At 66.6% G+C, this 19481-nt stretch carries 18 protein-coding genes; 9 read left to right on the forward strand and 9 right to left on the reverse strand.

Annotated features, from left to right (window positions below):
* Positions 1 to 204: 204 nt before the first annotated feature.
* Positions 205 to 1092 carry a LysR substrate-binding domain-containing protein gene (locus K2Y03_RS09195; RefSeq protein ID WP_294090241.1) on the forward strand — a complete coding sequence of 296 codons (888 nt, stop codon included), beginning with the start codon at positions 205 to 207 and terminating at the stop codon, positions 1090 to 1092.
* A 172-nt stretch (positions 1093 to 1264) separates the two neighbouring features.
* On the opposite strand, the gene K2Y03_RS09200 is transcribed toward K2Y03_RS09195, so the two are convergent.
* The 4 genes from K2Y03_RS09200 to K2Y03_RS09215 all read right to left on the reverse strand — a co-directional run bounded on the left by K2Y03_RS09200 (position 1265) and on the right by K2Y03_RS09215 (position 6149).
* The gene (locus tag K2Y03_RS09200; RefSeq protein WP_294090243.1) at positions 1265 to 2323 is read right to left on the reverse strand and encodes an RcnB family protein; all 1059 of its coding nucleotides are present in this window, start codon (positions 2321 to 2323) and stop codon (positions 1265 to 1267) included.
* Between the two features lie 981 nt (positions 2324 to 3304).
* On the reverse strand, positions 3305 to 3586 hold the full coding sequence (locus K2Y03_RS09205) for a hypothetical protein (RefSeq protein ID WP_294090246.1): 282 nt from the start codon (positions 3584 to 3586) through the stop codon (positions 3305 to 3307).
* 86 nt (positions 3587 to 3672) lie between these two features.
* On the reverse strand, positions 3673 to 4614 hold the full coding sequence (locus tag K2Y03_RS09210; protein WP_294090249.1) for an RHS repeat-associated core domain-containing protein: 942 nt from the start codon (positions 4612 to 4614) through the stop codon (positions 3673 to 3675).
* Positions 4615 to 4628: 14 nt separating this feature from the next.
* Positions 4629 to 6149, reverse strand: a complete 1521-nt coding sequence (locus K2Y03_RS09215) for a fumarate hydratase (RefSeq protein ID WP_294090253.1) — start codon at positions 6147 to 6149, stop codon at positions 4629 to 4631.
* 154 nt (positions 6150 to 6303) lie between these two features.
* Between K2Y03_RS09215 and K2Y03_RS09220 the strand changes: the two genes are divergently transcribed.
* The 5 genes from K2Y03_RS09220 to K2Y03_RS09240 all read left to right on the forward strand — a co-directional run bounded on the left by K2Y03_RS09220 (position 6304) and on the right by K2Y03_RS09240 (position 13239).
* Positions 6304 to 8946: an EAL domain-containing protein gene (locus tag K2Y03_RS09220; RefSeq protein WP_294090256.1), complete on the forward strand. Its 2643-nt coding sequence runs from the start codon at positions 6304 to 6306 to the stop codon at positions 8944 to 8946.
* A gap of 433 nt (positions 8947 to 9379) precedes the next feature.
* The gene (locus tag K2Y03_RS09225) at positions 9380 to 11269 is read left to right on the forward strand and encodes a ribonucleoside-diphosphate reductase subunit alpha (protein WP_294090259.1); all 1890 of its coding nucleotides are present in this window, start codon (positions 9380 to 9382) and stop codon (positions 11267 to 11269) included.
* A gap of 139 nt (positions 11270 to 11408) precedes the next feature.
* Complete coding sequence (locus tag K2Y03_RS09230) at positions 11409 to 11804, forward strand: membrane protease subunit (RefSeq protein WP_294090260.1); 396 nt, start codon at positions 11409 to 11411, stop codon at positions 11802 to 11804.
* Positions 11801 to 12178, forward strand: coding sequence for a hypothetical protein (locus K2Y03_RS09235; RefSeq protein WP_294090261.1), 378 nt, complete (start codon positions 11801 to 11803; stop codon positions 12176 to 12178). Before K2Y03_RS09230 ends, K2Y03_RS09235 begins: the two co-directional genes overlap by 4 nt.
* 5 nt (positions 12179 to 12183) lie before the next feature.
* The gene (locus K2Y03_RS09240) at positions 12184 to 13239 is read left to right on the forward strand and encodes a ribonucleotide-diphosphate reductase subunit beta (RefSeq protein ID WP_294090262.1); all 1056 of its coding nucleotides are present in this window, start codon (positions 12184 to 12186) and stop codon (positions 13237 to 13239) included.
* A gap of 183 nt (positions 13240 to 13422) precedes the next feature.
* Here K2Y03_RS09240 and K2Y03_RS09245 read toward each other — a convergent pair whose 3' ends face one another.
* The 3 genes from K2Y03_RS09245 to K2Y03_RS09255 form a co-directional block, all read right to left on the reverse strand.
* Positions 13423 to 13947: a cytochrome c gene (locus K2Y03_RS09245; protein ID WP_294090265.1), complete on the reverse strand. Its 525-nt coding sequence runs from the start codon at positions 13945 to 13947 to the stop codon at positions 13423 to 13425.
* Between the two features lie 127 nt (positions 13948 to 14074).
* Positions 14075 to 14311, reverse strand: coding sequence for a hypothetical protein (locus K2Y03_RS09250; protein ID WP_294090266.1), 237 nt, complete (start codon positions 14309 to 14311; stop codon positions 14075 to 14077).
* A gap of 229 nt (positions 14312 to 14540) precedes the next feature.
* The gene (locus tag K2Y03_RS09255; RefSeq protein WP_367114767.1) at positions 14541 to 15875 is read right to left on the reverse strand and encodes a multidrug effflux MFS transporter; all 1335 of its coding nucleotides are present in this window, start codon (positions 15873 to 15875) and stop codon (positions 14541 to 14543) included.
* Between the two features lie 35 nt (positions 15876 to 15910).
* Between K2Y03_RS09255 and K2Y03_RS09260 the strand changes: the two genes are divergently transcribed.
* Positions 15911 to 16336, forward strand: coding sequence for a hypothetical protein (locus tag K2Y03_RS09260; RefSeq protein ID WP_294090267.1), 426 nt, complete (start codon positions 15911 to 15913; stop codon positions 16334 to 16336).
* A gap of 10 nt (positions 16337 to 16346) precedes the next feature.
* Here the strand turns inward: K2Y03_RS09260 and K2Y03_RS09265 are convergent, their stop codons facing one another.
* The gene (locus tag K2Y03_RS09265; protein ID WP_294090268.1) at positions 16347 to 16739 is read right to left on the reverse strand and encodes a hypothetical protein; all 393 of its coding nucleotides are present in this window, start codon (positions 16737 to 16739) and stop codon (positions 16347 to 16349) included.
* Positions 16740 to 16882: 143 nt separating this feature from the next.
* Here K2Y03_RS09265 and K2Y03_RS09270 point away from each other — a divergent pair, with 143 nt between their 5' ends.
* Both K2Y03_RS09270 and K2Y03_RS09275 read left to right on the forward strand, forming a co-directional pair.
* Positions 16883 to 17842, forward strand: a complete 960-nt coding sequence (locus tag K2Y03_RS09270; protein WP_294090269.1) for a 2-oxoglutarate and iron-dependent oxygenase domain-containing protein — start codon at positions 16883 to 16885, stop codon at positions 17840 to 17842.
* A 32-nt stretch (positions 17843 to 17874) separates the two neighbouring features.
* Positions 17875 to 19176: a homoserine dehydrogenase gene (locus K2Y03_RS09275; RefSeq protein WP_294090271.1), complete on the forward strand. Its 1302-nt coding sequence runs from the start codon at positions 17875 to 17877 to the stop codon at positions 19174 to 19176.
* Between the two features lie 89 nt (positions 19177 to 19265).
* On the opposite strand, the gene K2Y03_RS09280 is transcribed toward K2Y03_RS09275, so the two are convergent.
* A partial coding sequence (locus tag K2Y03_RS09280; protein WP_294090273.1) for a P-loop NTPase occupies positions 19266 to 19481 on the reverse strand: 216 nt, incomplete at its 5' end.

Consider the following 19481-nt stretch of genomic DNA (forward strand, 5'->3'; position numbering starts at 1 on the left):
CCGGCTCGTGAAAGTTTTTAGGAGAGGATGCCTGAAAGGCCCTTTCTATGTGCAGTGCAGCACGGCCTTTCGCAAGTGCGAAATAATACGTAACGATTGCGTGCCATGCAATCCTTTGCAACGCCCTTGCATTTTCAGCAAAATCACCCAATTTCCGCTTAGGGTGCACCGCAAAACTACGAGCATCAGGAGGGGGAGCAGGCGATGCGCAGATTGCCGCCGCTGACCGCGATCGAGGCCTTTGTCCAGGTCGCGCGGCTGGGCTCGGTGAAGGCCGCGGCCGAGGAACTGGCGCTCTCCGCCCCCGCGCTCAGCCGGCGCGTGCAGGCGCTCGAACGTTTCATCGGCCGCCCGCTGTTCGACCGGCGCCATCAGGCGATGCAGCTGAACAGCGATGGCGAGCGGCTGATCGGCCATATCGCGCCGGCGCTCGACATGATGGCCGATGCGGTGGAAGCGATGACCAGCGCGACCGACGTGCTGCGGCTCAGGCTCGGCGTGTTGCCGCTGTTCGCGTCGCAGCGGCTGTTCCCGCGCCTGCCCGAGCTGCGCGCCGCGCATCCCGAACTGCACCTCGACATCGATACCGGCGGCCACAGCACCACCCGGCTGGGCGAGGGGCTGGACGCCGCGATCGTGCTGGCGCGCGACATCGACCCCGCGCTCTATGCCCGGCGGCTGGACCGCAACCGCATCATCGTGATCGGCTGCCAGAGCCTGCTCGACGGGCCTGATCCGGTGACCCGGCCCGAGCAGCTGTCGCGGCTGACCGCGCTCGTCCACCGCGACATACCCGATACGGTGGCGACATGGCGGCTGGCGGCGGGCCTGGGCGATATCGAGCCGGCCGCGATCGACCATTTCGATTCGGGCGCGCTGATGCTGGAAGCGGCGGCACAGGGGCTGGGCGTTGCCTTCATGCATGAAAGCCATTTCGAGGATGCGCATGATCCCCGGCTGGTGCGGCTGTTCGATATCGTCGTCGAAAGCCCGTACAGCTACTGGTTCGTCTGCCGCCCGCGCGCGCTGGTGCTGAAGCCGGTGAAAATCTTCCACCAGTGGCTGATCACGGCGATGGACGTGCCGGCCTGATCAGCGCCGCGCCCGCCTCATTGTCTGATCCGAAACTTCGTTTCGGATAGCCCGGCACCGGCCCGCTCCCCCGCCCGGCCACCCACAAGAGTATCCTGAATGGGTGGCCGGGCGGGGGAGCGGGCCGGCCCCGCCTCGAAATTCGCTCGTTCGCGAATGTCGGCTCGGCCCCTCAGTGGCAGCAGCCGCAGGCGCAGGTCCGCTTGGGCGCCGGGCGCCATTTGCGCACCGGCTTGCGCCACACCCGCCGCGCGACGCTGCGCGTTTCATAGACATATTCGGTGGTGGTCGTGGTCGTCACCACCGGCGCGGCCGACGCGACCGTCACCGTCGTCGCGCTGCCCGGCGCGGTCGGGAAGAACTGGCCGTTCACCGTCACCCCGCTGGCATAGGCGCCCGCGCCATAGGTGTTGACGATGCCCTGCGGCGGCAGCGGCTGCACCACCGGCTGCGGCTGATAGGTCACCGCCGGCGGCGCGACATACTGGCCCTGATAGCTGCCCTGCCAGCCATAGCCATTGGCGTAAGTGCCGGAATAAGTGCCCGAATAGGGCGTGCCGACGCCGGCCTGGGCATAGCCATAGTCATAGCCGCCGTCATAGCGGTTCCAGTCGATGCCCTGGGCAAAGTCCACCACGCGGCCACGCCCATCGACCAGCACCGCATCGTCATAATAGCGCGACCAGTGATAGCCGACCGGCGGCACGCCCAGCCCGAACCCGCTGTAATTGGTGATGATGAAGCTGTCCTGGTTCCAGTAGCTGGGCAGGCGCCAGCCGCGCGTGGGGCGGCGATAGGCGTTCCAGCCGCCCGGCGCACGCGCACCGCCCGCCCAGCGCCCGTCAATCTGCTCGCCCCAGCCCCAGCCAGTGTTCGGCTGGCCGGCCCAGCCGGGCTGCGGCTGGCCGTGCCACCCGGCCTGCGGCGGCGGTCCGCCCCAGCCGGTCTGCGGCGGCTGGCCGTTCCAGTTGGGGCGCGGCGGCGGCCCCGGAATCTGCTGCTGCGCGATGGGCGGCGTCCATTGCGGCGCCTGGCCCTGCCACTGCGGCGCGGGCGGCAGCTGCGCGCCCGGCAGCGGGGCGGTGCCCCATTGCGGATTGGCCGCAGGAATGGGGTAGGGGGCCCCCGGCCGCTGCGCCTGAGCCGGCTGAGTCGCCAGCCCGGTGGCCATCGCCCCCGACAGTGCAACCAGCGCAATCGTGCGGATCAGCATGGTAAACGCCTCCTTCATCGCCGGGCGGCGCCACCCGCCAAACCCCGTTCGTTAGCGAATTGATTACCATTTCGGCGCGATTGTCGCCAGTTACCCGCTTTGTGCCACTTTGGGCCAGGGGGATGCCACCAAGGGTGATGCCGGCCGCATCATCTTCCGCCGCCAGCTGGTCGCCATCATAATGGAACAGCGTCGTCCCTTGCGGCCCCGACACCTGCCACAGACGGCCCAGCGGATCATAGCTGAGCGACACGCCGCCCGCCTGACCGATGGTCGATGCCGCAACCAGCCGGTTCTCTGCGTCATAGGTGTAGCTGCGGCTGCCGTCGGAGATCAGGTTGCCGTTTGCGTCATACGCAAAGCTCGCCGGGCCGGCGCTGGTGTACTGGTTCAGGCCGTTGGTGGTGTAATTGCGGTTGACGCTCACATAGCCGGCAAAGGCATAATCGTCATTGTTGCGCACCGTCTGGGTGACCTGGCTCGCCGGGTTATAGGCAAAGCTCGTGCTCACCGCGCCGCCGGTGATCGCGTGCGACAACGTGGTCAGCCGGCCGACCCCGTCATAGCCATAGCTGGTGGCAAGCGGCAGGGAGCAGTCTCGCGCCTCGAACAACAGCTCGCTCCTGCCAGCCACCTGCCCGTGGCGACCCGCTTTAACTGCACTAAAAAACTCTCATCAAAAACAACAGTTTAGCCCGATGACACATTGTCCCAGAAAAGTGCGGCGCCTGTTGGACAGAAGTTCCATGACTAAATCAATGCCTTACGCCGCTGTCCCCGCGTAGGGTGTGGTCCATATCATCACCCTCAGCCCGCACAAAGCCCACGATCTCGCACCCCTGTTATCGTCTCCCAACTCCGTTACCGGAGGGACACTCTCCCCAACGAGGGCAGTGCCATGATGGTGCCGGTGTCTCGCAGAGGGTGACGCTTGTCTTGGTAAATTCAGACGTGCAGACAACAGCATACCCCACAGGGGGAGCCACTGCTTTTATGTTGCTATTCGGCCTTATGCGCTTTTTTCGTTGGGAACCGACGCTCGATCCAGTTCAGCAGACCATAGATCGCAAAGCCATCGACCAGCGCAAGTGGAAGGCCCATCAAGCCGAATTTGATCTCTGGGACGGGAATGAGGGCAATCGCGATAAAATGCAGGGCTGCCACACACAGTAGCAGAGCCCAAAAGCGCCCGTTCTTCCAGCTATCCCGCTTCGTTTGCGCGACTGCCATGAACACACTGAAGCACAAAGCGAATGCGAACGCCTTTTCAATATAAGACACCATCGCAACCGCTAGAAAGACGATAGCAGTCGAAACAACCAGGGCTACGTCAGATCGACGCGATGGTGATATTGACCAAACGCGCATCACTCGCCCGCCATGCACTTGTTGTACGCCTTGACCGCTTTCGCTAAGTCAAGCATCGTGGACGCCGCGAGTGCGCCAAGGCCAAGCCTACGTCCAAGTGCCGATCCAGCGCCTCTTAGCATTCCCTCGGCAGCATTTGCCTGTTTTCCCGCGTAAGCAATGCCACCGGCAGCGGGGTCACGATCATGGACCGCGACGGCTATGCCAGTTACTCCGATTGCTGAGCCAACGATTGCGACCGCTGCTGATCCTTCGGGCAATAATACGGTTGCGACCCAACCCGCCCCATCTAAGGCAAGTCCTTGCCAGTTTTCGACCGCTGCCTCTAGCGCACATTGGGTACGAGTCTTCGCCGGTTTTGTCTGCGTCTTTTGCGGCGCCGACGCACGTCCCGGGTTGGCGCCTAGCCTTGCCGCAGTTCCCGGCACCCCCGCCTGAGTTGTGTCGCGTGGCGGCGGTGTCCGGCATCCTGTGACCGTCACCTCATCGCCGACTGTCTTTTTCGGCACATTTTTACACTCCAGCCCGTCGGGGTCGATGTTGTTCATGGGATCATTCCCGACGTATCCATAGAGATTGACCTGATCGTCATACCCAATGGGATCGGTCAGGAGGAACCTTCCCAGCGTGGGAGAGTAGAGCCGGGCCTTGTAGTGATACATGCCCAGTTCGGCGAGCCAGGCTTGCCCAGTATACTGGAACCGGCCGGTATTGCCGGTGCCGGTGAACGGGCCGGCAACGCCGGACGGGGCAGGGGCGGGCCTGGGGATGCCATATTCGTCATAGCTGTTGACCGCGAGCCGGTTACCGTTCGCGTCCGCCACCGCCACCACCGATCCCTGATGGTCGCTGTAGAGGTAGCGCGGCGAACTGACGCCGGCACCTTCATACCAGACCAGCGGATCGTCGTCACCCAGGCCGTGCACATAGCGCCTGAGCATAGTGCCCCCCGCGATCACGACCGTTCGAGCAATTTCTCGCGCGCGATCTTGTCGCGCCACACCAGGGGCGCGAGCTGGTGGACATTGTTGCCGTCCGCATCCACCGCCACCGTCACCGGAAAATCGCGCACCTCGAACTCGTAGATCGCCTCCATCCCCAGATCTTCGAACCCCACCACGCGGCTGCCCTTGATCGCGCGGGCGACCAGATAGGCCGCACCCCCCACCGCCATCAGATAGGCGCTCCTGCCTTCGGCGATGGCGGCCGTCGCATCCGGCCCGCGCTCGGCCTTGCCGACCATCGCCAGCAGGCCCTGGTCGAGCATCATGCGGGTGAACTTGTCCATCCGCGTGGCGGTGGTGGGGCCGGCGGGGCCGACCACTTCCTCGCCCACCGGATCGACCGGGCCGACATAATAGATCACCCGGTCGCGGAAGCTGACGGGCAGCGGCTCGCCCCGGTCGAGCATGTCCTTGATGCGCTTGTGCGCGGCGTCGCGCCCGGTCAGCATCTTGCCGTTCAGCAGCAGCCGGTCGCCCTGTTTCCAGCTTTGCACCTCGGCGCGGGTGAGCGTGTCGAGATCGACGCGCCGCGCCGCACTGTCCGGCTGCCAGTCGACCTTGGGCCAGTCGTCCAGTTTGGGCGCCTCCAGATAGGCCGGGCCGCTGCCGTCGAGCGTGAAATGCGCGTGGCGGGTGGCGGCGCAATTGGGGATCATCGCCACCGGCTTTGACGCGGCATGGGTTGGCCAGTCGAGAATCTTCACGTCGAGAATGGTGGCAAGGCCGCCCAGCCCCTGCGCGCCGATGCCGAGCGCGTTGACCTTGTCGAACAGCTCGATGCGCAGCGCCTCGATATCGTTCTGGGGCCCGCGCGCCTTCAGCTGCGCCATGTCGATCGCGCCCATCAGGCTCTGCTTGGCGAGCAGCATCGCTTTTTCCGCGGTGCCGCCGATGCCGATGCCCAGCATCCCCGGCGGGCACCAGCCGGCGCCCATCTGCGGCACCATTTCCAGCACCCAGTCGACGATCGAATCGCTGGGGTTCATCATCTTGAACTTCGACTTGTTCTCGCTGCCGCCGCCCTTGGCCGCGACATCGACCGAGACGGTCGCGCCCGGCACCATCTCCACATGGAGCACCGAGGGCGTATTGTCCTTCGTGTTGCGCCGGGTGAAGGCGGGGTCGGCCAGGATCGAGGCGCGCAGCTTGTTTTCGGGGTGGAGATAGGCGCGGCGCACGCCCTCGTCGATCACCTCCTGCAAGGATCGGTCGCCTTCCAGCCGGCACTCCTGCCCCCATTTCACGAATATGGTGACGATGCCGGTGTCCTGGCAGATCGGCCGGTGCCCCTCGGCGCACATGCGGCTGTTGGTCAGGATCTGCGCGATCGCGTCCTTGGCGGCCGGGCTCTGTTCGGCTGCATAAGCGTCACCCAGCGCGCGGATATAATCCATCGGGTGGAAATAGCTGATGAACTGCAGCGCGTCGGCAACGCTGTCGATCAGGTCGGCGGCGCGGATGGTGACGGTCATGGGCAAGGATTTCCTGCTGGAAGGTCAAGGGCGTGGCCCATGCCCATAATCGCGCCGCCGGTCTCCGCCAAGCGGGTGCGCGTGGCCCGTGTCAGCGATTCGTTAAGCCGTTCGCGCTAAGCCGTTCAGCGGCATTGCATAATCAAGAGAAGAAATGGCCCGGTCGTCCGATTCCTCCCGCCCCACCACGCATGTCCGCGCCAGCAGCCTGCCGGAAGCGCTGGGGCTGGCGCGCGGCGACGGCCCGGCGGAAGCGGTCGACTTCATGGGCCAGGTGCGCCAGCTGGCGACGATCTGGCCGTTCGCACTGTTCGCGCATGTCGCCACCGCCTTCACCATCGGCCTGCTGACCTTCCTGAGCGAGGATCTCACCCGCATCCGCCATGTGTTCACCCAGGCCGGCGCGATGATGGTGCTGAGCCTGGTGATGCTGGTCCTGCTCGCGCTGCGCAGCCGCACCGCGCAGCAGCAGATCCGCGTGGCGGTGGTGGTGGGCATCGGTCAGGCGGTGCTGGTCGGCGCGCTGCTGTGGGAGACGCAATATCTGCCCGGCCAGAACAGCCAGACGACGGCGGCCATTGCCGCGCTGGGGGCCATTTCCGCGACGGGAATCGCGCTCTATCCGGTGCGCGCGGCGCTGTTCGGCTTCTGCGCGGCGCTGACGGCAATGGTGTTCGTGCTGGTCGGGCCGACGACCGGCGCGCTGATCGCCTCGGGCTGCCTGTTCATCCTGGCGGTGGCGACGCGGCGCATGGCGCTGCTCGACGTGGCGCAGGCGCAAAAGAGCTTCACCGACCCCGGCAACGGCGTGATGGCCGAGCGCCTGATCCGCGAGTTCGAAACACAGGGCACCGGCTGGTTCTGGCAGACCGACCGCGACGGGCGCCTGACCTATCTTTCCGAAAAGGTGGCCGAGGTGATGGCCGAGGCCGGCCATTCGCCGATCGGCAGCCCGCTGACCGACGCGTTCCAGATGGATACCACGGCGCCTGGCACCGAGCGGACGCTGGGCTTCCACCTGTCCTCGCGCACCGGTTTTTCCGATTACACCGTTCGCCCGGCGATGCGGCTGGCGGTGGAGCGCTGGTGGTCGATCTCCGGCCGGCCGGTGATCGACGATGCCGGCCGCTTCCAGGGCTTTATCGGTTCCGGCGCGGACCTGACCGAAAAGCGCCGGGCCGAGGCGGAGATTACCCGGCTGGCGCTGTATGACGGGCTGACCGGCCTTGCCAACCGCCAGCGGATGCGCGCCTCGCTCGACCAGAGCCTGAACCAGCCGGTGGGGCCGTATCGCCCGACCACGCTGTTCCTGCTCGATCTCGACCGGTTTAAGGCGGTGAACGATACGCTGGGCCACCAGACCGGCGACGCGCTGCTGAAGCAGGTGGCGCAGCGCCTGCTGCGCGCGGTGGGCGATGCTGGGCTGGTCGGCCGGCTGGGCGGCGACGAGTTCCAGGTCATCCTGCCCGGCGAGAACGAGGCGGATCGCCTGCCTGACCTGGCGCGCGAGATCATCGGGTCGCTGTCGCAGCCTTATTCGATCGGCGGTAACACCATTTCGATCGGTTGTTCGATCGGCGTCGCGATCGCGCCGCAGGACGGGCGCGATTCGGAAACGCTGGTGCGCAACGCCGACCTCGCGCTCTATGCCGCCAAGGCCGACGGGCGCGGCGTGCACCGTTTCTATCGCGAAGAGCTGCTCCAGGGCGCCAAGAACCGCAAGCAGATGGAAGACGATCTGCGCCACGCGCTGGTGCAGAACCAGTTCCACCTCGTCTATCAGCCGGTGGTGTGCACCGAAAGCGCGCGGCTGGTGGGGTTCGAGGCGCTGCTGCGCTGGGAACACCCCGATCGCGGGCCGATCAGCCCGGCCGATTTCATTCCCGTGGCCGAAGATTGCGGGATGATCGAGCAGATCGGCGAATGGGTGCTGCGCACCGCCTGTCTGGAAGCGGCCAAATGGCCCAGCCATGTGCGCGTCGGCGTGAACGTGTCGACCATCCAGTTTGCCAATCCGGCGCTGCCCTCCATCATCGCCAACGCGATTGCGCGCGCCGGCATTCCGGCCAGCCGGCTGGAGCTGGAAATCACCGAGAGCGTGTTCCTGGACGAAAGCGACAGTGCCGATGCGATGTTCAAGGCGCTGAAAGGGCTGGGCGTGCGGCTGGCGCTCGACGATTTCGGCACCGGCTACTCGTCGCTCGGCTATCTGAAGAGCGCGCCGTTCGACAAGATCAAGATCGACCAGAGCTTCGTGCGCGGCGCCGCCATTACCGACAGCCGCAACGCGCCGATCATCCACGCGATCGTGACGCTGGCCAGCACGCTGGGCATGGAAACGACGGCAGAAGGCGTGGAAACGCTGGACGAGATCGAGCTGATCCGCACGCTGGGGTGCAGCCACATCCAGGGCTATGTCTATGGCAAGCCGGTGCGCGCGCCCGATGTGCTGGTGATGCTGCGCGATGGCAACGGCATTGCCACGCCGCTGGGCTATCGCACCAGCCGGCCGCCGCGCCTCACCCTCATGCGCAACGCGCTGATCGCGATCGGCCAGAATGTGGGCGAGGTGCGACTGCGCAACATTTCCGCCTCGGGCGCGATGATCGACGGGCTGGACTTCAACCGCGACCCGGTGGGCGTGGCGGTGCGGCTGGAAATCATCGAGGGCGAACAGGTGGCGGCCACCATCCGCTGGGCGCGCGACGGCAAGGTCGGCCTGGAATTCGCCAAGCGCTTCGACATCGAACGGCTCAACACCGTGGTCGACCCGATGCGCTTCAAGAAGGCGGGCTGAGGCCGGTTGGGATTTATCCACAATTTTGCACCCAGCAAAATTACCGCGCCAAAAATATGCTTTGTTCCGCACCCGTTCCCTTGCGTTTCGGCAACACGGCCTGAAAGCGCGCGTCGCCGCGTTGCAGCATCGCTCCAGGCGCCAGATCGCGGCGGTAAGTTGAGTCTTTCCAGCGGCGAACCGAGTCCTTAATTTGTCATTTACGCTCTTGCCTCTGCGGACAAATGGCCACAATATCTAGTGGCTACGTCAGGGGGCTGACCCAAGCGCTGGTGAATCAGCGCCGCAACACCATATTGCGGCGAGGGTAATCTTCGGCTCTTGGCATCAGCAATGTCCACTTTTTGTTCTCATTGATCCCCCCTTCGGTGTAGGATGGGGCTCGGCTTGCCGAGTCGTGTGTATGGTAGGCTCAACAGGCGGGACGATAGCGATGGACTTCAGAGATATGGACAGCGGCACCACCGACCTGATCGACACCCCGGCCGAGGCCGGCTCGCAAGCGGCGACGGCACCGGCACCGGCGGTCGCGACGTCTGCCGTGGTGGTGGACCATGCGCGCGACGCGCTGCTCACCGATTTCGGCAAGGAAACGCTGACCGACCGCTATCTGCTGCCCGGCGAGCGGTTTCAGGACCTGTTCGCGCGCGTGGCCGCTGCCTATGCCGATGATGCCGCGCACGCCCAGCGGCTTTATGACTATATCTCGCGGCTGTGGTTCATGCCGGCGACGCCGGTGCTCTCCAACGGCGGCACCGGGCGCGGGCTGCCGATCAGCTGCTATCTCAATTCGGTGCCCGACAGCCTCAACGGCATTGTCGACACCTGGAACGAGAATGTGTGGCTGGCCAGCCGCGGCGGCGGCATCGGCACCTATTGGGGCGGGGTGCGCGGCATTGGCGAGCCGGTGGGCCTCAACGGCAAGACCAGCGGCATCATTCCCTTCGTCCGGGTGATGGACTCGCTGACGCTCGCCATTTCGCAAGGGTCGCTGCGGCGCGGCTCGGCCGCCTGCTATCTCGACATCAGCCACCCGGAGATCGAGGAGTTTCTCGAAATCCGCAAACCCTCGGGCGATTTCAACCGCAAGGCGCTCAACCTGCACCACGGCGTGCTGATCCCCGACGCCTTCATGGAAGCGGTGCGCGACGGCGCCGAATGGGAGCTGAAAAGCCCCAAGGACGGCAGCGTGCGCGCCAAGGTGGATGCGCGCAGCCTGTTCCAGAAGCTGGTCGAAACCCGGCTGGCAACGGGCGAGCCCTATATCGTCTTTGCCGACCATGTGAACAAGGCGATGCCCCGGCACCACCGCGAGCTGGGCCTCAAAGTCTCGACCTCCAACCTGTGCAGCGAAATCACCCTGCCCACCGGCCGCGACCATCTGGGGCAGGATCGCACGGCGGTGTGCTGCCTGTCGTCACTCAACCTGGAAACCTGGGACGAGTGGCAGGGCGACAAGAGCTTCATCGAGGATGTGATGCGCTTCCTCGACAATGTGCTGAGCGACTATATCGCGCGCGCCGAGCCGGGCATGGAGCGGGCCGCCTATTCGGCGATGCGCGAACGCTCGGTGGGGCTGGGGGTGATGGGCTTCCACTCCTTCCTCCAGGCGCGCGGCCTGCCGTTCGAAGGGGCGATGGCCAAGCAGTGGAACCTCAAGATCTTCAAGCACATCAAGGCGCAGGTCGACGAAGCCTCGATGCAGCTGGCGGTGGAACGCGGCCCGTGCCCCGATGCCGCCGACATGGGGGTGATGGAGCGGTTCAGCTGCAAGATGGCGATCGCGCCGACCGCGTCGATCAGCATCATCTGCGGCGGCACCAGCGCCTGTATCGAGCCCATTCCGGCGAACATCTATACCCACAAGACGCTGTCGGGCAGCTTCGTCGTCCGCAACCCCTATCTGGAAAAGCTGCTGACCGAAAAGGCCAAGAACAGCGACGGGGTGTGGAGCTCGATCCTGGAACAGGGCGGCTCGGTCCAGCATCTCGACTTCCTGTCCCAGGAAGAAAAGGACGTGTACAAGACGAGCTTCGAGATCGACCAGCGCTGGCTGATCGAACTCGCCGCCGACCGCACGCCCTATATCGACCAGTCGCAGTCGCTGAACCTGTTCATTCCGGCCGATGTGGAAAAATGGGACCTGCTGATGCTCCATTTCCGCGCCTGGGAACTGGGCGTGAAGTCGCTCTATTATCTGCGCTCGAAGAGCATCCAGCGCGCCGGGTTCGCCGGCGGGGTGGAGGCGGACAATACGCCCGAGCCCAAGAAGATCGAGCTCGGCGAAAGCACCGATTATGACGAGTGTCTGGCGTGCCAGTAAGCGGGCGCACCGGGATTGCGCGAGCAATCCCGGAGACGCCGCGGCGGGCAGCGTGGCCGCGCAGCGGCCTCGTCTGACGGCGCGGCACTTGATGCGCCTGCCCCCGCGCGGCTTCAACAGGACTGAGGCAGTTTGAACAATGGATCAACGTAGCGGCTGCATCGGCATCGGGGTTGTGGTTGGAGCATTGGCGCTGATCGCGCTGCTGCTCGGATGGCCGCAATATCGCGTCTATTCGCAGCGGCTGGCCGGCGAGGCGGCGCTGGCCGAGGCGCAGTCGTCGCGCCAGGTCGCCATTCTGGAGGCGCGGGCCAAGAAGGAAAGCGCGATCTCGCTGGCCGAAGCTGAGGTGATCCGCGCGCAAGGAGCCGCCAAGGCCAACCAGATTCTCCAGAACAGCCTGGGCGGGCCGGAAGGCTATCTGCGCTATCTGCAGATTCAGGCGCTGGAGGACTCGAAGGCCTCGCTGATCTATGTGCCGACCGAGGCGGGGCTGCCCGTGACCGAAGCGCGCCGGCTGGACGCCGCCAAATGAGTGTCGCTGCTATCCATCGCCGCCGGATCGCCGGCACGATGCTCGGCGCGGGCGCGATCATTCTCGGTGACTTTGCGGTGGCGTTCGAAAGCCGGGGGGGCAGGCAAGTGAAGACGGTCGGGCTCGTAATCCTCCTGCTCATCATCGGGCCGACATTTCTCGGTTACGGCGTTTGGCTTCTGCGCACCGGGAATTGGCGAGAGAGCATCCCAGCCGCCGAACTGCTCATCGACCGTGCAATCGGCGCTGAGCCGCCACCGCGAAATGCCTGGGATCGCCGCGTTGCCCTGTTTCAGAGCTGGATGATGGTCCTTTTCGGGTCGTTCTTTTCGCTTTGTCTGATCGCCGTTCTTATCTCGTTTATTCCGGAGTAACCTGCATGTCCCTCCTCTCCGCCCGCAAGACCTACAAGCCCTTCGAATATCCCTGGGCCTATGATTTCTGGAAGCGCCAGCAGCAGATCCACTGGATGCCCGAGGAAGTGCCGCTGGGCGAGGATTGCCGCGACTGGGCGCAGAAGCTGTCGGCGCATGAGCGCAACCTGCTCACCCAGATCTTCCGCTTCTTCACCCAGGCCGATGTCGAGGTGCAGGACTGCTATCACGACAAATATGGCCGCGTGTTCAAGCCGACCGAGATCAAGATGATGCTGGCCGCGTTCAGCAACATGGAAACGGTGCACATCGCGGCCTATTCGCACCTGCTCGACACCATCGGCATGCCCGAGAGCGAATATGGCATGTTCCTCGAATATGCCGAGATGAAGGACAAGCACGACTATCTGCAGCGCTTCACCGTCGACAGCGATGAAGACATTGCCCGCACGCTCGCCATGTTCGGCGGCTTTACCGAGGGGCTGCAGCTGTTCGCGTCGTTCGCGATGCTGATGAACTTCCCGCGCTTCAACAAGATGAAGGGCATGGGCCAGATCGTCAGCTGGAGCGTGCGCGACGAAAGCCTGCACTGCGAAGGCATTGTCCGCCTGTTCCACGAATTCGTGAAGGAACGCCAGTGCCTGACCAAGGCAGTGAAGGACGATATCGTCGATGTCTGCCAGACGACGGTGCGGCTGGAGGACGCGTTCATCGACCTGGCCTTTGAACAGGGCCCGGTGACGGGGATGACGCCCAAGGAAATCAAGAAATATATCCGCTACATCGCCGACTGGCGGCTGGGCCAGCTGGGGCTGAAGCCGGTCTACATGATCGACGAACACCCGCTGCCCTGGCTCGCGCCGCTGCTGAACGGGGTGGAGCACGCCAATTTCTTCGAACAGCGCGCGACCGAATATTCCAAGGGCGCAACGCGCGGCAACTGGAACGAAGTGTGGGACAGCTTCGACAAGCGCCAGAAAGTGAAGCTCGGCAAGGCCGCGAACGAGGAGGCAGGCGAGGGCGAGGACATGTTCGCCAAGGCCGGGATCGCGGCGGAGTGAGGCGCGCCGCGCGGGGATTAGCGGCCGCTAATCCCCGCGCCCGGCGGCGCGCCCGGCCGGCGGCGCCCAAAGCGCCGACCGACGGCATGGGCTTTGCCCATGCCGGCACGATCCCGACAAGGCCCCTGTCGAAACACGACGCGCGCGCCGCCCGGCAAATGAGCCCGGCGCGACACGATCGCCCTATTTCTTCTCTTCCAGCTTGAACTTCTTGTGGCAGGCGCCGCAGGTGCCGCCGACGACCTGAAGCTGGGCGCCGAAGCCCGGCGTGTCGCCGGCCTTGGCGAGGTCGGACAGTTTCATCGCCTCGCGCGCCAGGTCGCCGGCGGCGGTTTCGAAGCCGGCGCGGTCGCTCCACACGCTCGGCAGCGCTTCGGATTTGGGCGTGGTCGCCCCGGCCGGGAACAGGCCCGGCATCGCGCGTGCCCAGCCGGCGATCGCGCGCGCAGGCCCGGCGAGCGGCTTCACGTCATCGCCGCGGGCCGCGGCGGCGCGCAGCTGGCCGAAATTGGCGCCCATCAGCCGGAAGCCCGCCTGGCGCGCGGCGACCAGCGTCTCGGCCGTGGTGGCGGGCGCGGTCGTGGTCGCGGGCGCCGCCTGTTGCGCGCCAGCCTGTTGTGCGCCAGTCTGTTGTGCGGGCGCGATGCCCGCCATCACGCCCGCCGCCAGCACGGCGACCCCGGCCGCTGCCATCATCTGTTTGCGCATTGCCCGCTCCTCCACCCGTTTTGGCGAGCCTATCGCGCGCGGTGGCGGCGGGCAAGGCGCGCGGGGCGGGGCACGGAAGGGGCGGGCACCGGCCAGCGGCACCCGCCCCCGCTCTCATCCGCGTGGCTCAGGCGTCGCTGCCGTCGTCGTCGCCGGCGGCTTCATCGTCATCGTCATCATCATCATCATCATCATCGTCATCGTCATCGCTGTCGTCGTCATCCTCGCCTTCGTCGGCATCCTCATCGGCCTCTTCGTCGCCGGCTTCCTCTTCACCTTCGCCGCCCTCGTCTGCGGTCGCGATCGTCAGCACCTCGTCTTCCACGCCGGTTGCGTCCGCCACGCCGTCAAAGCCCGTCATCATCGCCTGTCTCCATCACGCTTGTAGAAGAGCCGCACAGATACGCCGGCGCGACTCGGCCGAACCGGCACCAGCCTAGGCGCGGGACATGACAGATTGACGGGCGCGGGGTGGGGGAGTGGGAGTTGATGTGGTTTCGGCACCGGCCCGCTCCCCCACCCGACCTCCCATCAGGATACACTCGTGGGTGGCCGGGTGGGGGAGCGGGCTGGCACCGCGCCAAACCCTAATTCTATCCCGCGTGCGGGGCGAACAGCCGGCCGCGCTCGGTGATCGCCACCACCAGCAGCGCGGCGACGCCCGCCACCGCAAAGCCGGTGTAGAGCGGCACCGTCGTCCCGTCGAACGCCTGGCCGATGCGCGCGCCCACCACCGCGCCGGTGGTGACGGTGATGAACCCCTGAACGCTGGAGGCGGTGCCGGCGATGCCGCCCATCTTCTCCATCGCCATCGCGCCGAAATTGGCGGTGGCGAGCCCGAAACAGCCCATCGTCAGCGCCTGCAGCACGGCAAAGGTCCAGATCGTCTCCAGCCCGGCCAGCGCAATCGCCAGATGGGTGAACGACAGCGCGATCAGCGCCACCAGCGCGCTGTGCGAAATCCGCCGCGTGCCCAGCCGCAGCACGATCCGCGAATTGGTGAGGTTCGCCAGCGCCATCGTGCCCGCGACCGCGATGAACACCGGCACCAGATAGCGATCATCGCCCGCCAGCGCGCGCACCACCTGCTGCACCGAATTGATGAAGCCGTACAGCGCGCCCAGCAGCATCGTGGACGCGAGCGTATAGCCCAGCGACGCGCGCTCGGTGAGTGTGGTGCGCCACCCGGCGAACAGCCGCGCCGGGGAGAGCGGCAGCCGCGCCTCTGGCCGCAGCGTCTCCGGCAGGCGCCAGGCGAACCAGGCGGCAACCAGCGCGGCGGCGCTGGCGATCATCACGAAGATCAGCCGCCAGCTGCCGAACCACAGGATCACCTCGCCCAGCGACGGCGCCAGCACCGGTGCGGCCATGAACACCATGAAAGCAAGGCTCATCACCCGCGCCATTGGCCGCCCGGCATAGCAGTCACGCACCATCGCCACCGTCACCACCCGGGTCGCGGCCACCGCCAGGCCCGAGGCGAAGCGCGCGGCGAGCAACACCGCAAAGCTGCCCGACAGCCCCGCGACCAGATTGGCGAGCGCATAGGTGACCAGCGCCGGCATCAGCACCGCGCGCCGGCCGAACCGGTCAGACAGCGGCCCGTGCACCAGCTGCGCCAGGCCGAAACCCAGCAGGAAGGCGCTGATCACGAACTGGCGCTGATTCTCCACGCCCACGCCCAGCTCGGTGCCGATGGCGGGCAGGGCGGGCAGCATCGCATCGATGCCCAGCGCCCCCAGCGCCATCAGTGCGGCGACCAGCGCGACGAATTCGGCAAAGCCGATCGGCGCCGACTGGCGTTCGGCAAGGGTGCTCTGCGCGTCCATGCGCGGCGCCATGCCCCATTGCGCGGCCGCCGTCACGCCGCAGTTTGCCGGCTCGCCGCGGTCGCCCTGCTTGACGCCGGGCGGCCGGGGGCCGATCATGGCCAAAGCCGCTGAACAGCAAGGAGCATCGCGTGATGAGCCGTTCGATCCTGACCGTGATCGCGTGCGTAGGGCTTGCCGGCTGCGGCCAGTCCATGCCGTCGGCCACCACGATGCAGGCGCTGAAGGCCGCGCCACGCGCGGAAATGCCCAAGCTGGCCAGCAACGGCGCTTCGATCCCGTTTTCGGGGGCCATGCTGCCGCCCGGCGCGAAGGTGACCAGCATCATGGTCGGCGCGCATGAAGGGGCCGATATGGGCAAGGCGATGATCAGCTTTGAAAGCCCGTTCGATCCGCCGCACACCCGCGACTGGTTCCTGCAGATGCTGCGCGCGCATGAGTTCAAGCTGACCGCGCATGGCCCCAATCTGGTGGGGCATGACCGGGACGGCGCGCCGTTCCGGCTCGATCTCGCCCCGCTGGCCGATGGCCGCAGCAGCGGGCGGCTCGCCTCGGGCTGAACCGGTCGCATCAGTCGCTTTTTGGGGCGTCCGGCCCTGCCGCCGCCATGCCCAGCCGTGCGCGCATCGTGGCGATCAGCGTTGCCAGATCTGGGATGGCGGCAAAATCGGCAGCGCTGACCAGCGTCGTCAGCTCCCCGTCCGCCTCCACCGCCACCAGCGGCAGGGGCCAGTCGGCCGCCTGGGGAAAGGTCGCGCGGAAATCGGGGCGGTGGTGGAACAGCAGCGGCATGTCCAGTTCCGCCAGAAACGCGCGCCATTCGCGCCGCATCCGCGCCAGCCCATAGGTCACCGCGCACAGCTGGCACGGATAGGTGGCGGGGGAGACGAGCTTGTGGACGCTGTCCATCACCCCGGCGACCATGCCGGCATTGGCGTTGTAGACGATGACAAGGCGTTTCATCGGCGTGACGGGCTCCAGCGCGATGATAGGGTTAATCGGGCCGGTGCGGCTCACAAACCCAAAACCACCAACCCCCGGGCTTGGCGCGCGGCGGCACCACGGCCTATATCACAGGCAGACCCTGCCCAAAGAAAGCTGCTGCCATGGCCGACGCGCCCGATACGCTGGAAACCCTGCCCACCTTGTCGCTGACGCAGAATGCGACCGACCCGGACGGCTTTGCCCAGGCGCTGGGCGATTCGTTCGAACGCTTCGGCTTTGCGGTGGTCGCCGATCACGGCGTGCCCGCCGATCTGGTCGCGCGCGCCTGGGCGCAGACCGAGGCGCTGTTCGCGCTGGGCGAGGAGGAAAAGCGCGGCTATTTCGTGCCCGGCGGTGGCGGCGCGCGCGGCTATACCCCGTTCAAGACCGAAATCGCCAAGGGCGCCGATGTCGTCGACCTGAAAGAATTCTGGCATGTCGGGCGCGATCTGCCCGCCGGCCACCGCTTTGCCGATCTGATGGCGCCCAATATCTGGCCCGCCCGCCCGGCGGCGTTCCGCGACACCTTTACCGAGCTGTTCGCCGCGTTCGACCGGGCGGGCGATGTGCTGCTCTCCGCCATTGCCCGGCATCTGGGGCTGGCGCCGGACTGGTTCGCGCCGGCGGTGAAGGACGGTAACAGCATCTTGCGGCTGCTCCATTATCCGCCCATCCCGGCCGATGCCGAAGGGGTGCGCGCCGGCGCGCATGAGGACATCAACCTCATCACCCTGTTGCTGGGGGCGGAGGAAGCGGGGCTCGAACTGCTGGACCGCGACGGCCACTGGCTGCCGATCAAGCCGCCCGAAGGCGCGCTGGTCGTCAATGTCGGCGACATGCTGCAACGGCTGACCAACCATGTGCTGCCCTCCACCACCCACCGGGTGGTGAACCCGCCGCCCGAACGGCGCGGCCATTCGCGCTATTCGATGCCGTTCTTCCTGCACCCCGCGCCCGATTTCCTGATCGAAACGCTGCCGGGGTGCATTAGTGCGGCCAACCCCAATCGCTATCCCGCGCCCATCACCGCGCATGACTATCTGCATGAGCGGCTGGTGGAGATCGGGCTGGTCAAGGCTTGACGGGGTCCGCCGGCGCCGCCACCGGGGGCGCCATGAACGAGACCACGAACGAGACTAGGCCTTTGCGCGTTGCCCTTGCCGGGCTCGGCACCGTGGGCGGCGGGGTGATCCGGCTGATCGATGCGAACCGTGCGCTGATCGCCCGGCGCGCCGGCCGGCCCATCGAGATCGTCGCCGTTTCCGCGCGCGACCGGGCCAAGGATCGCGGCGTCGATATCGCCCGCTTCGGCTGGGTGGATGACACCACCCGCCTGGCCGAGACACCGGCCGATGTGGTGGTGGAGCTGGTCGGCGGCGCCGATGGCCCGGCGCTGGCGCTGGCGCGCGCGACGCTGGGCGCGGGCAAGGGGTTCGTTACCGCCAACAAGGCGATGATCGCGCATCACGGGCTTGAACTGGCGCAGATGGCGGAAGCGGCCGGCGCGCCGCTGAAGTTCGAGGCGGCGGTGGCCGGCGGCGTGCCGGTGATCAAGGGGCTGCGCGAGGGCGCCTCCGCCAATGCGATCGAGCGCGTCTATGGCGTGCTGAACGGCACGTGCAACTTCATCCTCTCCAAGATGGAGGCCGAAGGGCGCGACTTTGCCGATGTCCTGGCCGAGGCGCAGGCGCTGGGCTATGCCGAGGCCGACCCCAGCTTCGACATTGACGGGGTGGACGCCGCGCACAAGCTGTCGATCCTGGCGAGTCTCGCGTTCGGCACCGCGCCCGCCTTTGGCGCGGTGGAGACGGGCGGCATCCGCGCGCTGCTCGCCGCCGACATCGCGGAAGCCGCCGCGCTTGGCTATCGCGTGCGGCTGATCGCGCTGGCGGAAGCCGGCGGCGACGGGCTGTTCCAGCGGGTCCACCCGCATCTGGTGCCGCTGGACCATCCGCTGGCGCATGTGACCGGGCCAACCAATGCGGTGGTGGCCGAGGGGAATTTCGTCGGCCGCCTGCTGTTCCAGGGCGCGGGCGCGGGCGACGGGCCGACGGCGTCCGCCGTGGTGGCCGACCTGATCGACATTGCGCGCGGCGAATTCGGCCCGCCTTATGCGATGCCGGCCGCCGCACTCGGCATGCTGCCCGCCGCCGACAGCGGCAAGCGGGTGGGGCGCGCCTATCTGCGCTTCATGGTTGCCGACCGGCTGGGCGTGCTGGCCGAGATTGCCGCCGCGATGCGCGACGCAGGCGTCTCGATCGAGAGCCTCATCCAGCGCGGCCGATCGGGCGATGGCAGCGTGCTCGTGGCGATCGTGACGCATGAGGCGCCCGAAAGCGCGGTTTCGGCCGCGCTCGCGCAGCTTGCCGGCTCCCCCAGCCTGGTCGGCGCGCCGCTCCTGATGCACATGCTGTAGGATCGGGGGAGGGCTCCACGAACGCGAAACACCCGTTTTCGGTATCCACGAAAGTGTCTTCTTAGGGGAGCGGGCCGGCACCGCCCCAATCAAAGCGCAAGCCAGGCATTCACCTGCGCGGCGATGGCACTGAAGGCGGCCGGCCCGGCGCCCTCGCCCTCGGCCAGCGTCACGGGCGGGGTGCCCGCGTCGGACGCGGTACGGATCGTGATGTCGAGCGGGATCGCGCCAAGGAACGGAATGTTCAGCGCCGCCGCCGCTGCCTGTGCCCCGCCCTGGCCGAACGGGTCCGACACCGCGCCGCA

Origin of the sequence: Sphingomonas sp. (assembly GCF_019746015.1) — a bacterium.
Classification (GTDB): Bacteria; Pseudomonadota; Alphaproteobacteria; order Sphingomonadales; family Sphingomonadaceae; genus Sphingomonas.

Coding starts and splice junctions, on each gene's coding strand:
- K2Y03_RS09245 (WP_294090265.1), bottom strand. CDS start 13,947: ATGCGCAAACAGATGATGGCAGCGGCCGGGGTCGCCGTGCTGGCGGCG.
- K2Y03_RS09255 (WP_367114767.1), bottom strand. CDS start 15,875: ATGATCGGCCCCCGGCCGCCCGGCGTCAAGCAGGGCGACCGCGGCGAG.
- K2Y03_RS09210 (WP_294090249.1), bottom strand. CDS start 4,614: ATGCTCAGGCGCTATGTGCACGGCCTGGGTGACGACGATCCGCTGGTC.
- K2Y03_RS09220 (WP_294090256.1), top strand. CDS start 6,304: ATGGCCCGGTCGTCCGATTCCTCCCGCCCCACCACGCATGTCCGCGCC.
- K2Y03_RS09225 (WP_294090259.1), top strand. CDS start 9,380: ATGGACTTCAGAGATATGGACAGCGGCACCACCGACCTGATCGACACC.
- K2Y03_RS09270 (WP_294090269.1), top strand. CDS start 16,883: ATGGCCGACGCGCCCGATACGCTGGAAACCCTGCCCACCTTGTCGCTG.
- K2Y03_RS09250 (WP_294090266.1), bottom strand. CDS start 14,311: ATGATGACGGGCTTTGACGGCGTGGCGGACGCAACCGGCGTGGAAGAC.
- K2Y03_RS09195 (WP_294090241.1), top strand. CDS start 205: ATGCGCAGATTGCCGCCGCTGACCGCGATCGAGGCCTTTGTCCAGGTC.
- K2Y03_RS09260 (WP_294090267.1), top strand. CDS start 15,911: ATGAGCCGTTCGATCCTGACCGTGATCGCGTGCGTAGGGCTTGCCGGC.
- K2Y03_RS09230 (WP_294090260.1), top strand. CDS start 11,409: ATGGATCAACGTAGCGGCTGCATCGGCATCGGGGTTGTGGTTGGAGCA.
- K2Y03_RS09200 (WP_294090243.1), bottom strand. CDS start 2,323: ATGAAGGAGGCGTTTACCATGCTGATCCGCACGATTGCGCTGGTTGCA.
- K2Y03_RS09215 (WP_294090253.1), bottom strand. CDS start 6,149: ATGACCGTCACCATCCGCGCCGCCGACCTGATCGACAGCGTTGCCGAC.
- K2Y03_RS09275 (WP_294090271.1), top strand. CDS start 17,875: ATGAACGAGACCACGAACGAGACTAGGCCTTTGCGCGTTGCCCTTGCC.
- K2Y03_RS09265 (WP_294090268.1), bottom strand. CDS start 16,739: ATGAAACGCCTTGTCATCGTCTACAACGCCAATGCCGGCATGGTCGCC.
- K2Y03_RS09235 (WP_294090261.1), top strand. CDS start 11,801: ATGAGTGTCGCTGCTATCCATCGCCGCCGGATCGCCGGCACGATGCTC.
- K2Y03_RS09240 (WP_294090262.1), top strand. CDS start 12,184: ATGTCCCTCCTCTCCGCCCGCAAGACCTACAAGCCCTTCGAATATCCC.